Consider the following 14,223-nt stretch of genomic DNA (forward strand, 5'->3'; position numbering starts at 1 on the left):
CCAGGTCGGCACCGCCGACGCCCGTTCCCCCATCGCAACAGGAGTGATTCGATGAGCCCCACCAATACCGAGAACCTGAAGGAACACCTGGGTGAAGCCGGTTCCCACCTGAAGCAGGCCGCCACGGCCGCCGGCGGTGCGATCAAGGGCGCAACCGGTGCCGCGACCGACGAACTGCGGATGGGCAAGGCCAACGTCAAGGCTGAACTGTCCGACAGCGCGCTGTCCGGCCTGGCCGCCGCCGAGTTCGGCGGGGCCGCTGCCAAGGAACAGGTCGATGCACTGATGGACAAGGGCAAGGACCTGATCGACAGCGCCGCCGAGCTGATCCGCGAACGTCCGCTGGCCTCGTTCGGCGTGGCCTTCGCTGCCGGCTGGATCATCGCCAAGCTGGCCCGCGGCAGCAGCGACAAGTAAGCCGCGGCGTGAGCGAAGACAACGCGCAAGCCCCTGATCCGGCGGCCACCCCGCCGCTGGATGAGAGCATCCGCCAGGTCGGCGCGGCCGGTCGTGCCGCTGCCGATTCGGCCAAGCACTCGCTGCGTTCGCTGCGCCGGCTGGCCTCGGCCGACTTCGCGCTGGCTCGCAGCGCATTCGGCCGTGCACTGGCCTGGGCCGGGGTAGCGATCGTATTCGGTGCGTCGGCCTGGCTGCTGATGGCCGCCACCCTCATCGCCCTGCTGCAAAGCTGGGGCCTGAGCTGGCTGCAGGCCCTGCTGATCACCTCGCTGCTGAGCCTGGCCGTCACCGGTTATGCGATCTGGCGGGTGTCCTACTTCTTCCACCACACCGGCATGCACGCCACCCGGCGCCAGCTGTCCCGCCTGGGCCTGTTCGACGAGCCCAGCGAAGACGACCCCGATGCCGATGTGCAGCTGCCAGAGGGCAAGCCATGAAGTTCGGTGCGCTGCAGCGGCGGGTGAAGCGCTGCGAACAGGTGGTGACCGTGCGTCTGGTCGAGACCCAGGACCACTGGTCCACGCTCAGCCAGGTCTGGCGCCAGGGCTGGTCGCCACTACGCATCGTGGTAGTGGGCCTGGCCGGTGGCTTCATTGCCGGCAAGCTGGAAATGCCGGGCAAGGTCAACGGTGCGCGCTGGCTGCAGATGGTGGGTTCAGTGTCGAACCTGTTCGCCAGTGCGCAGGCAGCGTTCGCCACGGCGATGGCGGCGCAGGCTGCGGCTACCGCCGACGATGCGGCCGAAGAAGCCGACAACGCCAGCGAACAGGCACAGGCGGCTGCATCGGCATCAACCGCACGGCCCGCGCCAGCGCCGGCGCCACGGCCCGCCGCAGAACCGGAGCCGCGCGAACCGCGCCCGGCCGAAGCCGCCACCGAACTGTCCGAACGTTGATCCATGGAATCCGCCGCGCCGATCGCGGCCGGCGGATAATGCGCTCCCCTTTCCGGCTGATGCGTCGATGAGCGAGTCCTCCCTGTCCCTGTCACCAGCCGATCCGCAGGACCCGGAGGCACCGCTGCCGCCTCCGTCTCGCCCACGCGGGCCGATGTCGCTGGTGGTGCTGGCGACCCTGGCGGTGGGCTACACGCTGTGGGCTGCGCAGGACATCATCCTGCCGGTGCTGCTGGCGATGTTCTTCGCACTGGTCGGCAACCCGATCCTGCGCCTGCTGCAGAAACTGTGGATTCCGCGCGCGCTGGGCGCGCTGCTGATTCTCGGCGCCGGCCTGGGCGTGACCGGTTCGCTGGCGGTGCAATTGATCGGCCCGGCGATGGAATGGGCGCAGGAAGCCCCGCAGCAGCTGCGCAAGGTCGCCCGCCAGGTGCAGGACCTGACCAAGCCGGTGCAGCAGGCCAACCAGGCGGCGGAGAACTTCGCGCGCGTCGCCGGCGGCGACAGCAACCACAAGGTGCAGGTGATCCGCACCCAGCTCGACGACCCGTACCGCATGCTGACCCGCGCGCCACGGCTTGCCGCCTCGGTGCTGGCCGTAGTGCTGCTGACCCTGTTCTTCATGATCTATGGGCAGAGCCTGCAGCGCGCGGCAATCGCGCTGTTCCCGAACCGCCAGCAGCAGCGCTTCACCGCCGACATCCTGCGGTCGATCGAGCGCGAGGTCTCGCGCTACGTGCTGACCATCAGCGTGATCAACACCCTGGTCGGGCTGGTGTTCGCAGGCGTGCTGATGCTGCTCGGCATCGGCCTGCAGGAGGCGCTGCTGTGGGGCACGGTGGCCGCGCTCCTGAATTTTGCCCCGTACGTCGGCCCGCTGATCGGCGTGGCACTGATGCTGCTGATGGGCTTCGTGGAATTCCGCGACCCGCTGCAGGCGCTGCTGCCGGCGGCCGCGTACCTGGCCCTGCACACTCTGGAAGGGCAGATGGTGACCCCGATCGTGCTGGGCCGGCGCATGAAGCTGTCGCCGCTGGTGCTGATCCTGGCGCTGATGGTGTTCGGCTGGGCCTGGGGCATGATCGGCCTGCTGCTGGCGGTGCCGCTGCTGGTCTGCATCAAGCTGGTGCTGGCACGGCTGGACGGCATGCAGGGCTGGGCACGGCTGCTGGAATGAAAGCCCGCGCGGGCAGGCGTAGAATGGCGGGGTGAATTTTCCCGTCCAAGCCATCACTCTCGACCTTGACGACACGCTGTGGCCGTTCGCTCCGATCGGCGCCCGCATCGACCTGGTCCTGCACGAGTGGATGCGTGAACACAGCCCCGCCACCGCCGCGATGTATCCGGTAGCGGCGATGCGCGAACTGCGCGAGCGCCTGTACCACGCCCATCCGCACCTCCACCACGATCTGAGCGCGCTGCGTCGGCTGACCCTTCACGAAGCGCTGCACGCCAGTGGCGCCAGCCTCGATCTGCTGGAGCCAGCGTACGAAGCGTTCTACGCCGCGCGCAATCAGGTCGAGTGCTATCCCGATGCGATCGATGCGCTGGCGCGGATTGCCGCGCGGGTGCCGGTGGCAGCGCTGAGCAACGGCAACGCCGATCTGGAGCGGATCGGCCTGGCGCATCATTTCGCCTTCCAGCTGGGCGCGCGCGAACACGGTGCGGCCAAGCCGGAGGCAAGCATTTTCCACGCCGCCTGCACCCGACTGGGTGTGGCGCCGGCACAGGTACTGCATGTCGGCGACCACGCCGAAATGGACGTGGCCGGGGCGATCGCCGCCGGCCTGCGCGGGTGCTGGATCAACCGCGAAGCAGCCACCTGGACCCATCCGAAACTGCAGCCGGACCTGCAGTTCGACACCCTCACCGGCCTGGCCGACTGGTTGGACGCCAACCTAGACGCCGCCGCATCCCGGAGTACCTGACGCATGAGCGAGATCACTGGTTTCACCGCCGACACCACCGCGGCGCTGCCGCTGTACGTGCTGGACCGCGAGCAGTTCGCCGCCTGGAAGGACGGCCAACCGGCCGCCACCCAGGCCTGGCTGGCCTCGCAGGGTTTCACTGCCGGTGCGCACAGCGTGGCCCTGCTGCCCGGCAGTGAGGGCCTGGCCGGCGCGGTGATCGGTGTCGGTGATCGCGCCGATGCCTACAGCTATGCGCATGCGCCGCACGCGCTGCCGGAAGGCAGTGTCTGGCAGCTGGCCAATGAACTGCCTGCCGCCGAACAGGCGCTGCTGCAGCTGGGCTGGGGCTTGGGCAGCTACCGCTTCGACCGTTACCGCAAGCGCAACCGCGCCCCGGCGCAGCTGGTGGCCGCACCGTCCGGCGAAGTGGCCGACCTGATCGCCGCCAGCCTGCGCGTGCGCGACTGGGTCAACACCCCGACCGAAGACATGGGGCCGCAGCAGCTGGAAGACGCCGCGCGTGCACTGGCCGATGCACATGGTGCGCAGGTCGAGGCGATCACCGGCGATGAACTGCTGAAGCAGAACTTCCCGGCCATCCACGCCGTGGGCCGCGCTTCGCACCGTGCGCCGCGCCTGGTGGTGCTGCGCTGGGGCAAGGAAACCGACCCGGCACTGGTGCTGGTCGGCAAGGGCGTGTGCTTCGATACCGGCGGCCTGGACATCAAGCCGGCCGACGGCATGCGCAACATGAAGAAGGACATGGGCGGCGCCGCGCACGCGCTGGCCCTGGCCGGCCTGGTGATGGCGCGCGGACTGCCGGTGCGGCTGACGCTGCTGGTGCCGGCGGTGGAAAATGCGATCGGTCCGGATGCGTTCCGCCCCGGCGAAGTGATCGCCACCCGCAAGGGGTTGAGCGTGGAGATCGACAACACCGATGCCGAAGGCCGCGTGATCCTGTGCGACGCGCTGACCTTCGCCGGTGAGCAGAAGCCGGACCTGGTGCTGGATTTCGCCACGCTCACCGGTGCCGCACGCATCGCGCTGGGTCCGGATCTGCCGGCGCTCTTCAGCAACGACGACACGGTGGCGCAGCAGTGGCTGCAGGCCGGCGACGCAACCCGTGACCCGGTCTGGCGCATGCCGCTGTGGCGGCCCTACCTGCGCTATCTGAGCAGCGGCATTGCCGACCTGGCCAATGCCGGTTCGCGCATGGCCGGCTCGGTGACCGCCGCGCTGTACCTGGAGCGCTTCCTCGAAGACGGCCAGCGCTGGGCGCACCTGGACGTGTACGCCTGGAACGACGGTGAACGCCCGGGCCGTCCGGCCGGTGGCGAAGCGCTGGCGCTGCGCTCGGCGTGGGCGATGTTGAAGGCGCGTTACAGCTGACCGGGTGGGTGCCGGCCTTGGTCGGCACGCCGTCCCCGGCAAACTTGACGAAAATTTGAATACCGGGCCTGGAAGGGTTCTGCGAGGATGTGTGGGTCGACCACCCACACGCTCCGTGAAGGCAGGACTCCGACCATGTCGCTCTTCGGCTACACCCGCACCGGCCAGACGCCGGGCGCACCGCGCAAGCACTCCCCCCTGCTCTGGATCGCGCTGATCGCGCTCATCCTGGGTACCGTGGCGCTGGCCTTCGGCTGGCTGGCCGGCTGGATGGGCGACCGCCTCACCGCGCAGCGCTTCACCGACACCATCGAGGCCACCGGCCCGGCCCATCCGGGCTTCCGCCGTGCACACAGCAAGGGCGTCTGCGTAAGCGGCTGGTTCGAACCCAGCGCGCAGGCCCCTACCCTGTCCAGTGCCCGGGTGTTCTCGCAGACGCGTGTGCCGGTGATGGGCCGCCTGTCGATCGGTGGCGGCGACCCCTACGGCGCCGACAACACCGCACGCGTGCGCAGCCTGGCGGTGCAGATGGTCAGCGATGATGGCCAGGAATGGCGCATGGCGATGAACAGCTTCCCGTTCTTCGCGGTACCCACGGCCGAGGCGTTCTACGAGCAGACCCGCGCCTCGATTCCCGACCCGGCCACCGGCAAGCCGGACCCGCAGAAGATGGCGGCAGTGCTGGCGAAATACCCCAGTGCGCAGGCGTTCCAGCAGTGGGCGAAGACAGCGCCATGGACCAGCAGCTGGGCCGACACCACTTTCAACAGCGTCAACAGTTTCTGGTTCATCAATGCGCAGGGCCAGAAGCGTGCGGTGCGCTGGCGCTGGCAGCCGCTGGCGCCGGTGGTGGAGATGGATGCGGAAGCGCGCAAGCAGGCCAGCGTCGATTTCCTCAGCCAGGAACTGCAGCAGCGCCTGGCCCGCGGCCCGGTGCGCTGGAACCTGGTCGTGACCACCGCCGAGCCCGGCGACGCCATCGATGATCCGTCGGTGCCGTGGCCCGAGTCGCGTGACCAGGTAGTGGCGGGTGTGCTCAGCCTGGACCGCATGCAATCGCAGGAACAGGGCGCCTGCGGCCAGATCAATTTCGATCCGCTGATCCTGCCCAGTGGGGTGCGCGGCAGTAATGATCCGATCCTGGCGGCCCGCTCGGCGGTGTACTCGCAGTCCTTCAACCGCCGTGAACGCGAGCGCGCCAGCGGCAACGTCGAACAACCGAAGGAGGCCGCACGATGAGCACCGGCAACGGCCACTTCAACCTGCTGGCGCGGGTGCTGCACTGGTCCATGGCGCTGATGATCGTCGCCATGCTGTTCATCGGCGTGACCATGGTCGCCTCGCTGCACCTGCGTCCCGCGCTGATCGACCTGCACCGCCCACTGGGCATCGCGATCCTGTTGCTGGCGCTGCTGCGCCTGTACAACCGGCTGCGCCATCGCCCACCGGCGCTGCCTGCCGACCTGCCGGTCTGGCAGGGGGTAGCGGCCAAGGCCTCGCACTGGATGCTGTACGCGCTGATGCTGGCGATGCCGTTGATCGGCTGGGCGATGCTGTCGGCCGGCGGATACCCGATCGTGTTGTGGGGAGGGCTGCACCTGCCGCCGATCGTGCCGCACACCCCGGCGTTGTATGCCGCCTTGCGCAATGCGCACAGCCTGTTGGCGTATGTGCTGTTCGCTACGGTGCTGATGCATGTGGGTGCGGCGTTGTTCCACCTGTGGGTGCGGCGGGACGGGGTGTTCCAGGCGATGGCGCGCGGGAAGGAGTGATGATCGGGTTCGCCGGGAGTTCCCGGCGGATCGTTTCCGCGACCGCGGGGGGTGTCACTTTTCTTTTCGCGCGAAAAGAAAAGTAACCAAAAGAAACGCGCCGCCAGAGCGCGAGCCGGTGCTGCGCACCGGTGCCCTGTGCTTCTCGGTGAATCAGGGGACGGCGCCGAACTCGCTACGCTCAAACACCGGCGCCTCTTCGCCCCTGATTCCCCTGCGATGCTCGGCTCGCTCAAGGCGGAACCAACGTCAAAGGCAGAAGCTGCACCCAGTAGATCCACGCCATGCGTGGATGCTCTTGCTGTTGATCTTGACCTTCAAGTCCGCCTTGAGCGAGCCGAGCACCGCAGGTCCGGCGAGGGCGAAGAGGTGCGGGTGTCTGAGCGCAGCGAGTTCCCGCACCGTCCCTCGACGGACCGAGGAGCGCAGGGCACCGGCGTGCGAAGCGCGCCGGCTCGCGGCCGGCGGAGCGTTTCTTTGGTTACTTTCTTTGCGCGCAAAGAAAGTAACACCCACCCGCGGTCGCGGAAACGACATCACCAGGAAAGGCAGGCCGCCCCTACAGCCACCCCTTCTGCCGCGCCAGCCGGTACGCCTCGATCCGGTTGGCCACGCCCAGCTTGCCGATGCACTCGGACAGATAGTTGCGCACTGTGCCGTGCGACAACCCCAGCTGTTCGGCGATCTCGCTGGCGGTGCGGCCCTCGCCCGCCAGCCGCAGCACGCAACGCTCACGGTCGGTCAGCGGATCGGCCTGCGACCACGCATCCAGTGCCAGCTGCGGGTCGATCGCGCGGATGCCCTGCTTCACCTTGCGCAGTGCCTCGGCCAGGTTCTCGGCCGGTGCATCCTTCAGCAGATAGCCCAGCACGCCCGCTTCCAACGCACGGCGCAGGAAACCGGCGCGGGCAAAGGTGGTCACGATCACCACCTTGATCGGCAGCTCGTGACGCGCGATGCGCTGTGCAAGCTCCAACCCGGACAAGCCCGGCATCTCGATGTCGGTCACCAGGATGTCCGGCTGCAGCTGCTGCAGCATGCGCCACGCGGTTTCGCCGTCGGCGGCGCTGCCCAGCACTCCGATATCCGCTTCCAGGCCCAGCAGCGCCGACAGTGCGCCGCGTACCATCGCCTGGTCTTCGGCCAGCAGGATGCGGATCATGCGGCACCGTCCTGCACCAGCGACGACGGCACGCCTGGCGGCAGCGGTGTGGTCGCAGCGGCCAGTGGCACGCGCACGGTCAGCACCGTGCCCTCGCCCTTTGCGGACTGCAGCTGCAGGCTTCCACCCAGGGCGGCCACGCGTTCGCGCATGCCGCACAACCCATTGCCCTCGGCCTGCACGCCGCCACGACCATCGTCGCGGATCTGCATCGCCAGCATGCGTCCCTCCAGCATGAACTCCACCCGTGCCTGCGTCGCCTGTGCATGGCGCACGATATTGGTCGCGGCCTCGCGCAGCACCAGTGCCAGCCCGCGTTCGACATCCACCGGCATCGCCGGCGGCGGTGCGTACTGAAGGTGGACCTGCTGGCACTCCAGCAGCAGCCGCGCCGATGCCAGCTCGCCGGCCAGGTCGCTGGCGCGGATACCGGTGACCGCACTTCGGACCTGCGCCAGCGCCTCGCGGGCGATGGCCTCGGCCTCGCCGATCTCCTGTCGCGCGCGTCCATCACCGCGGTCGTGCAGCTTGCGCGCCAGTTCCAGCTTCAGCGTGATCAACGACAGGGTGTGGCCGAGCAGGTCGTGCAGATCGCGGCCGATGCGTTCGCGCTCGGCGGTGGCTGCGAGCCGCCGCACCTCGTCCTGCGAAAGCTGCAGTGCCGCATCCTTCTGCTGGTTGAGTGCCTCCACGTTCACGACCAGGCCGACGATATAGGACACGGCGGGGATCCAGACCAGGCTCTGCCACGGGTACTGGAACAGCAGGGCGAGGCTGCAGAACAGGAGGTTCAGACCAGTGAGCTGCAGCAGATACTGCCACCAGCCGCCGCGACCGCTCACCCGCAGCAGCACGCAGCCGAACACGAAGTAGGTCAGCCCGGACGGGTACCAGGGCAGCAGCACCAGCGACATCGCGATCAGGCCCAGGGCATAGCGCGGGGCGTGATGGCGCGGCGCCACCATCACCTTGGCGTACAGCAGCAGGAACACCGGATAGCTGGCCAGCGTCAGCAGCAGCCAGCGCAGGGTAAAGCCATGGCCGAGCAAGGGCGTCAGGAAGATCCACACCGACCACAGCAGGTGGATCGCCTCGCTCCAGGGTGATTTTCCCCGGCGCAGCGTCTCGGCCACCGCCGAGTCCGGCGCGGGGCGCAGCAGGGAGGCAAGCCAGGTGGACGGCACAGGCGGTTCCAGGCGGGGATGATCGCCGCCGATCATGCCAGTTCGGCCGGCTGCGCGCAGGCGCCACCGCCGGCCAGTTGGCACCGGCGCAACCGAGCGCAGATCACGGTACGCTTGGTGGTGCCGCTGCGGCGGGCCGGCAATGGGGCGATCGGATCCATGAGCGGTACCGGTAGCGGGAACGTTGCCATCCTGTGCCGCCGTGGTCACATTTCGCAGTTGCCGCCGTCAGTGTCATCGGATGACAGCTGTCACTGCCGTCATCGCTGTACCTGCCTTCATGCTGTGCCGCACGCTCCACCGCCGGAACCGCCGTCGTCCGCGCTTCCGGCCACACCCGCCCGAACGCCTGTGATGGAACGAATGAACGCCTCTGCCGAGCTGTTGAAGGAACTCCGTATCGACCGCAAATCTCCCCCGCCGGCCTCCGGAGGCAATGGCGGTGGTCGCCGCTTGTTGTGGATCGCGATCATCGTGGTCGTGCTGCTGGTCGCCGCGGCCGTGGCCTACCTGTTCGGTCGCGCACCGGCCGTAGAGGTGGAAACCGCTCCCGCCGTGGCCATCCAGCAGGGCAGCGCCAGCAGTTCGGTGCTCGACGCCAGTGGCTACGTGGTTGCCCGTCGCATGGCCACGGTGTCGGCCAAGATCACCGGCAAGGTGCGCGAGGTGATGATCGAGGAAGGCATGCGGGTCGAAGCCGGCCAGGTGATGGCCACGCTCGACCCGATCGATGCCGACGCGCAGCGCAGCCTGTACGCCTCGCAGCTGCAGGCCGCACGCAGCCAGGTCGCCGGGCTGGAGGCGCAGCAGAGGCAGGCCGCCGCCGAAGCCAGCCGCCTGCAGGCGCTGGTTGGCCAGCAGCTGGTCTCGCGCTCGCAGTACGACCAGGCCGTGGCCCAGCGCGACAGTCTGCGTGCACAGCTGGATACCGCGCAGCGCAACGTCAAGGTTGCCAACGACCAGCTGGCCATCGCCGATCTGGGCGTGGACAACAACATCGTGCGCGCGCCGTTCTCCGGCGTGGTCACCGCCAAGGCGGCGCAGCCCGGCGAGATCGTTTCGCCGCTGTCGGCGGGTGGTGGGTTCACCCGTACCGGCATCGGCACCATCGTGGACATGGACTCGCTGGAGATCGAAGTCGAGGTCGGCGAGGCCTTCATCGGCCGCGTGCAGCCGAAGATGCCGGTGGAAGCCACGCTCAACGCCTACCCGGAATGGAAGATTCCCGGCGAGGTGATCGCCATCATCCCCACCGCCGACCGCGGCAAGGCCACGGTCAAGGTGCGCGTGGCGCTGAAGGTGAAGGACCCGCGCATCGTGCCGGAGATGGGCGTGCGCGTCAGCTTCCTGGAACAGGCGCAGCCGCAGGCCGCGGCCAAGCCGCAGGGCGTGCGCGTGCCGGGCGGCGCCGTGGTCCAGCGCGACGGTGCCTCGGTGGCCTTCGTGCTGGGTGACGAGAGCCGCGTGCAGCAGCGCACGGTCGAGGCCGGCCAGGCGATGGGCAAGGACCGCCAGATCCTCAAGGGCGTGAGCGCAGGTGAATCGGTGGTGGTGAACCCGCCGGACACCCTGCGCGATGGCGCCAAGGTGCAACAGAAACAAGCGCAGTAACGGCCTGGCGCCCGTGGGCGCGGCCAGCAGCATCGCTCGACGCACGCCTGCGGCCGCCGCAGGTGCGCTTCCCCGTTTCCCGCCTCCCGTGGAGAACCACCCATGTCGACCCTGGTTTCACTGCGCAACATCACCAAGACCTACCAGCGTGGCCCCGAGCAAGTGCAGGTGTTGCATGGCATCGACCTGGACATCGCCAGCGGCGACTTCGTCGCGCTGATGGGCCCGTCCGGTTCGGGCAAGACCACCCTGCTCAACCTGATCGGCGGCCTGGACAGCCCCACTGGCGGCGAGATCAGCATCGAGGGCGAGCGCATCGACCAGATGAGTGGCGGCCAGCTGTCGACGTGGCGCAGCCACCATGTCGGCTTCGTATTCCAGTTCTACAACCTGATGCCGATGCTGACCGCGCAGAAGAACGTGGAACTGCCGCTGCTGCTGACCCACCTCAGTGCGGCGCAGCGCCGCCGCAATGCCGAAATCGCGCTCACCCTGGTCGGCCTGGCCGACCGTCGCAGCCACCGCCCGAATGAACTGTCCGGCGGCCAGCAGCAGCGCGTGGCGATCGCCCGCGCGATCGTCTCCGATCCGACCTTCCTGATCTGCGACGAACCAACCGGCGACCTCGACCGCCAATCGGCCGAGGAGATCCTCGGCCTGCTGCAGCAGCTCAACCGCGAGCACGGCAAGACCATCATCATGGTCACCCATGACCCGAAGGCCGCCGAGTACGCCACGCACACGGTGCACCTGGACAAGGGCGAGCTGGCCGACGCGCCGCTGGCCCACTGACGGAGGCCACAGCGATGAAATACTTCTCGTTGGTGTGGGCGCAGCTGTTCCGCAGCCGCACGCGCACCTTGCTGACCCTGCTGTCGGTGGTGGCCGCGTTCCTGCTGTTCGGCATGCTCGATTCGGTGCGCGTGGCGTTCTCGTCGGGTGGCAGCGTGGAAGGCGCCAACCGCCTGGTGGTGGCCTCGCGGCTGTCGATCACCCAGTCACTGCCGATCCGGCTGGAAGCACAGGTTCGGCAGGTGGCCGGCGTCCGTGACGTGGCTTATGGCATGTGGTTTGGTGGCATCTACCAGGACCCGAAGAACTTCTTCCCGAACTTCTCGGTGTCACCCAACTACTTCGATGTCTACCGCGAGCTGCAGATCGATCCGGCACAACTGGAGGACTGGAAGCAGACCCGCACCGGCGCCATCGTCGGCGAAACCCTGGCCAAGCAGTTCGGCTGGAAGATCGGCGATACCATCCCGCTGCAGGCGACGATCTTCCCGCGTGGCGGCAGCAACGACTGGCCGCTGGTGCTCAAGGGCATCTACCGTTCCAAGGACCGTGCGCTGGCCGCCAACGAAGAACGCCAGTTGATGATGAACTGGAAATACTTCGATGAATCCAACGACTACATCAAGAACCAGGTGAGCTGGTACACGGTGACGCTGGACAACCCGGACCATTCCTCGCGGGTGGCACAGGCGATCGATGCGATCTCGGCCAACTCCGACCACGAGACCAAGACCCAGACCGAATCGGCGTTCCAGCAGGCCTTCGTCAAGCAGTTCGCGGATATCGGCATGATCGTCACCTCGATCATGGGCGCGGTGTTCTTCACCCTGCTGCTGTTGACCGGCAACACCATGGCGCAGGCCGTGCGCGAGCGCGTGCCGGAGCTGGCCACGCTGAAAACGCTGGGCTTCAAGGACAGCACTGTGCTGACCCTGGTGATGGTGGAGTCGGTGCTGCTGATCGGCCTGGGCGGCCTGATCGGCATGGGCCTGGCCGCCCTGATCCTGCCGGCCATCGGCCCGAAGAGCATGGGCATGCTGCCGCCGCACGTGCCGACGCCAACCTGGCTGATGGGGCTGGGCCTGATCGTGGTGATCGGCATCATCGTCGGCCTGTTGCCAGCGCTGCGTGCCAAGCGCCTGAAGATCGTCGACGCACTGGCCGGTCGCTGAGGAGAACACAGACATGTTCAAGAGCAAACTCAAGAAGTGGCTGGGCAACGGCGTGACGGTGCTGCTGCTGGCGGTCGGCCTGGTGCTGTGGATCAGCCTGCCGTGGATCGGCGTGCTGGCCGTGGCCGTGCTGGTGGCCCTGTGGTTGCTGCTGACCCGCGGTGGACGGCTGGCGTTGGCCGCCACCCGCATCGGCGTTGCCAGCCTGCCGCAGCGCTGGGGCGCGTCCTCGGTGATCGTGGTCGGCATTGCCGGCGTAGTCGGCGTGCTGGTGGCGATGCTGGCGATGGGCGAAGGCTTCCAGGCCACGCTCAACAACACCGGCGATGACACCACTGCCATCGTGCTGCGCGGTGGCTCGCAGGCCGAGACCAACTCGGTGATCACCCGCGAACAGGTACCCATGCTGTCCACCCTGCCCGGCATCAGCCGCGATGCGCAGGGCCGGCCGTTGTTGTCACCGGAGCTGTCGCAGGTGGTCAACCTGGTGTCCAAGTCCGATGGCACCGACGTCAACGCGCAGTTCCGCGGCGTCGGCCCGCAGGCGTGGGCGGTGCATGACAAGGTCAAGATCGTTGAGGGCCGCAAGTTCGCCACCGGGCTGCGCGAGATCGTGGTCGGCCAGGGCGCCAAGGGCCAGTTCCGCGACATGGAGGTCGGCAGGACGCTGACGCTGGGCAACCAGACCTGGACCGTGGTCGGTGTGTTCGCCACTGGCGATGCGCATGATTCGGAACTGTGGACCGACGCCGATACGCTGGCCACCACCTACCAGCGCAGCGCCTGGCAGTCGATCAGCGTGCGTACCGATGGCAAGGCCGGCTTCGATCAGTTCAAGGCGGCCGTCGCTGCCGACCCACGCCTGAAGCTGGACGTGGAAACCACCCGCGTCTACTACAGCAAGCAGGGCGGCGGGCTGACCAAGCTGATCGACATCCTGGGCAAGGTGATCGGCACGATCATGGCGGTCGGTGCGGTGTTCGGCGCGCTCAACACCATGTATGCGGCCGTGGCCACGCGCGCCCGCGAAATCGCCACCATGCGTGCGATCGGCTTCCGCGGCCTGCCGGTGGTGACGGCCGTGATGCTGGAAACGATGCTGCTGGCGCTGCTCGGTGGCCTGCTCGGCTGTGCGGTTGCATGGCTGCTGTTCAATGGCTACAGCGTGTCCACCATCGGCAGCAACTTCAGCGCGGTGGTGTTCAAGTTCCACGTATCACCGGAACTGCTGTGGACCGGCCTGAAATGGGCACTGGGCATCGGCCTGGTCGGCGGCCTGTTCCCGGCGCTGCGCGCGGCGCGTTTGCCGATCACTACGGCGCTGCGCGAAACCTGAGCATCATGCAGCGGTGGACTGCGCATCACGCAGGGGGACGGAGCGAAGGCTCCGTCCCTTTTTCGTTGCTGAACTCAGGCATCCATCGCCGCAACATCGGATGGTGGGTGCCGCAGGGCCAAATGCTGGCGAACAGCCTCCTCCGGCGCGTACGCCGTGCCCAGCGCGTGCTGCTCACCCGTATGCCTGTCGACGAAGATCGGGCCATTGCCGGCCAGTGCGTCCGAGATCTCGCCGGATTGCAGGTAGCGCAGCGACTGGAAGCAGAACAGCCAGCCTTCGACCATCTCATGCTCGTGCGTGATGGCAACCGACTCATCGTCGCTGGCAAGTGCAGCCTGCACGCGACGGCGTGCTTCGTCGAGCTGGATCATTCCTTCGCCTCTTGTTTTCGATGACAGCGCGAAGAGCATTTCATGCGGGTGGATGCATCGCAACGGATAGGCACCTGCGTACAAGTGCGCACTGCGGCGTGTTGTCACAACCGCTCAAGCGTGGCGGTTCTGTGCCGCTATCGATGCCTCTACTCATCGCAGACGCA

Annotated in this window: 16 protein-coding genes; 12 read left to right on the forward strand and 4 right to left on the reverse strand. The window is 67.7% G+C overall.

Going from position 1 to position 14,223, the window contains the following annotated elements; all coding sequences use genetic code 11:
• The first annotated feature begins 51 nt into the window (after positions 1-51).
• From AC5P7S_RS12490 to AC5P7S_RS12525, 8 genes are all read left to right on the forward strand, one after another.
• Positions 52-417, forward strand: a complete 366-nt coding sequence (locus AC5P7S_RS12490; RefSeq protein ID WP_095377905.1) for a hypothetical protein — start codon at positions 52-54, stop codon at positions 415-417.
• An 8-nt stretch (positions 418-425) separates the two neighbouring features.
• Positions 426-896, forward strand: coding sequence for a phage holin family protein (locus AC5P7S_RS12495; protein WP_004153834.1), 471 nt, complete (start codon positions 426-428; stop codon positions 894-896).
• Entirely contained in the window at positions 893-1,354 is a 462-nt protein-coding gene (locus tag AC5P7S_RS12500; RefSeq protein WP_053499495.1) for a hypothetical protein, read from the forward strand. The genes AC5P7S_RS12495 and AC5P7S_RS12500 overlap by 4 nt, the downstream gene beginning before the upstream one ends.
• Positions 1,355-1,421: 67 nt before the next feature.
• Positions 1,422-2,531, forward strand: a complete 1,110-nt coding sequence (locus AC5P7S_RS12505) for an AI-2E family transporter (protein WP_005420552.1) — start codon at positions 1,422-1,424, stop codon at positions 2,529-2,531.
• Between the two features lie 31 nt (positions 2,532-2,562).
• Entirely contained in the window at positions 2,563-3,282 is a 720-nt protein-coding gene (locus AC5P7S_RS12510) for an HAD family hydrolase (protein ID WP_053499497.1), read from the forward strand.
• A gap of 3 nt (positions 3,283-3,285) precedes the next feature.
• A complete protein-coding gene (locus AC5P7S_RS12515; RefSeq protein WP_053499499.1) occupies positions 3,286-4,653 on the forward strand; it encodes a leucyl aminopeptidase family protein in 1,368 nt (455 codons plus the stop codon).
• 135 nt (positions 4,654-4,788) lie between these two features.
• Positions 4,789-5,892 (forward strand): catalase family peroxidase, encoded by a 1,104-nt coding sequence (locus tag AC5P7S_RS12520; RefSeq protein WP_095377904.1) that lies wholly within the window; start codon positions 4,789-4,791, stop codon positions 5,890-5,892.
• A complete protein-coding gene (locus tag AC5P7S_RS12525; RefSeq protein WP_005420561.1) occupies positions 5,889-6,425 on the forward strand; it encodes a cytochrome b in 537 nt (178 codons plus the stop codon). Before AC5P7S_RS12520 ends, AC5P7S_RS12525 begins: the two co-directional genes overlap by 4 nt.
• Before the next feature lie 559 nt (positions 6,426-6,984).
• Here the strand turns inward: AC5P7S_RS12525 and AC5P7S_RS12530 are convergent.
• From AC5P7S_RS12530 to AC5P7S_RS12540, 3 genes are read right to left on the reverse strand one after another with little or no spacing between them, the layout of a single operon-like run.
• Positions 6,985-7,587, reverse strand: a complete 603-nt coding sequence (locus tag AC5P7S_RS12530; protein ID WP_095377903.1) for a response regulator transcription factor — start codon at positions 7,585-7,587, stop codon at positions 6,985-6,987.
• Positions 7,584-8,807 carry a sensor histidine kinase gene (locus AC5P7S_RS12535; protein WP_095377902.1) on the reverse strand — a complete coding sequence of 408 codons (1,224 nt, stop codon included), beginning with the start codon at positions 8,805-8,807 and terminating at the stop codon, positions 7,584-7,586. The genes AC5P7S_RS12530 and AC5P7S_RS12535 overlap by 4 nt, the downstream gene beginning before the upstream one ends.
• Positions 8,804-8,932, reverse strand: a complete 129-nt coding sequence (locus AC5P7S_RS12540; protein ID WP_258391628.1) for a hypothetical protein — start codon at positions 8,930-8,932, stop codon at positions 8,804-8,806. Before AC5P7S_RS12540 ends, AC5P7S_RS12535 begins: the two co-directional genes overlap by 4 nt.
• 202 nt (positions 8,933-9,134) lie before the next feature.
• Here AC5P7S_RS12540 and AC5P7S_RS12545 point away from each other — a divergent pair, with 202 nt between their 5' ends.
• The 4 genes from AC5P7S_RS12545 to AC5P7S_RS12560 all read left to right on the forward strand — a co-directional run bounded on the left by AC5P7S_RS12545 (position 9,135) and on the right by AC5P7S_RS12560 (position 13,682).
• Entirely contained in the window at positions 9,135-10,382 is a 1,248-nt protein-coding gene (locus AC5P7S_RS12545; RefSeq protein ID WP_095377901.1) for an efflux RND transporter periplasmic adaptor subunit, read from the forward strand.
• A gap of 102 nt (positions 10,383-10,484) precedes the next feature.
• A complete protein-coding gene (locus tag AC5P7S_RS12550) occupies positions 10,485-11,174 on the forward strand; it encodes an ABC transporter ATP-binding protein (protein WP_005420572.1) in 690 nt (229 codons plus the stop codon).
• Between the two features lie 14 nt (positions 11,175-11,188).
• Entirely contained in the window at positions 11,189-12,346 is a 1,158-nt protein-coding gene (locus tag AC5P7S_RS12555; RefSeq protein WP_005420575.1) for an ABC transporter permease, read from the forward strand.
• 13 nt (positions 12,347-12,359) lie between these two features.
• Positions 12,360-13,682 carry an ABC transporter permease gene (locus AC5P7S_RS12560; protein WP_005420576.1) on the forward strand — a complete coding sequence of 441 codons (1,323 nt, stop codon included), beginning with the start codon at positions 12,360-12,362 and terminating at the stop codon, positions 13,680-13,682.
• Positions 13,683-13,756: 74 nt separating this feature from the next.
• Here AC5P7S_RS12560 and AC5P7S_RS12565 read toward each other — a convergent pair whose 3' ends face one another.
• Positions 13,757-14,056, reverse strand: coding sequence for a YrhB domain-containing protein (locus AC5P7S_RS12565; protein WP_095377900.1), 300 nt, complete (start codon positions 14,054-14,056; stop codon positions 13,757-13,759).
• Positions 14,057-14,223: the final 167 nt, after the last annotated feature.

The sequence above is a fragment of the Stenotrophomonas sp. YJH_SMC_32 genome (genome assembly GCF_059369975.1).

Excerpts from the sequence above, each read along its gene's own strand:
- AC5P7S_RS12490 (WP_095377905.1), top strand. The coding sequence starts at position 52 with ATGAGCCCCACCAATACCGAGAACCTGAAGGAACACCTGGGTGAAGCC.
- AC5P7S_RS12500 (WP_053499495.1), top strand. The coding sequence starts at position 893 with ATGAAGTTCGGTGCGCTGCAGCGGCGGGTGAAGCGCTGCGAACAGGTG.
- AC5P7S_RS12505 (WP_005420552.1), top strand. The coding sequence starts at position 1,422 with ATGAGCGAGTCCTCCCTGTCCCTGTCACCAGCCGATCCGCAGGACCCG.
- AC5P7S_RS12515 (WP_053499499.1), top strand. The coding sequence starts at position 3,286 with ATGAGCGAGATCACTGGTTTCACCGCCGACACCACCGCGGCGCTGCCG.
- AC5P7S_RS12520 (WP_095377904.1), top strand. The coding sequence starts at position 4,789 with ATGTCGCTCTTCGGCTACACCCGCACCGGCCAGACGCCGGGCGCACCG.
- AC5P7S_RS12525 (WP_005420561.1), top strand. The coding sequence starts at position 5,889 with ATGAGCACCGGCAACGGCCACTTCAACCTGCTGGCGCGGGTGCTGCAC.
- AC5P7S_RS12530 (WP_095377903.1), bottom strand. The coding sequence starts at position 7,587 with ATGATCCGCATCCTGCTGGCCGAAGACCAGGCGATGGTACGCGGCGCA.
- AC5P7S_RS12535 (WP_095377902.1), bottom strand. The coding sequence starts at position 8,807 with ATGATCGGCGGCGATCATCCCCGCCTGGAACCGCCTGTGCCGTCCACC.
- AC5P7S_RS12540 (WP_258391628.1), bottom strand. The coding sequence starts at position 8,932 with ATGGATCCGATCGCCCCATTGCCGGCCCGCCGCAGCGGCACCACCAAG.
- AC5P7S_RS12545 (WP_095377901.1), top strand. The coding sequence starts at position 9,135 with ATGAACGCCTCTGCCGAGCTGTTGAAGGAACTCCGTATCGACCGCAAA.
- AC5P7S_RS12550 (WP_005420572.1), top strand. The coding sequence starts at position 10,485 with ATGTCGACCCTGGTTTCACTGCGCAACATCACCAAGACCTACCAGCGT.
- AC5P7S_RS12555 (WP_005420575.1), top strand. The coding sequence starts at position 11,189 with ATGAAATACTTCTCGTTGGTGTGGGCGCAGCTGTTCCGCAGCCGCACG.
- AC5P7S_RS12560 (WP_005420576.1), top strand. The coding sequence starts at position 12,360 with ATGTTCAAGAGCAAACTCAAGAAGTGGCTGGGCAACGGCGTGACGGTG.
- AC5P7S_RS12565 (WP_095377900.1), bottom strand. The coding sequence starts at position 14,056 with ATGATCCAGCTCGACGAAGCACGCCGTCGCGTGCAGGCTGCACTTGCC.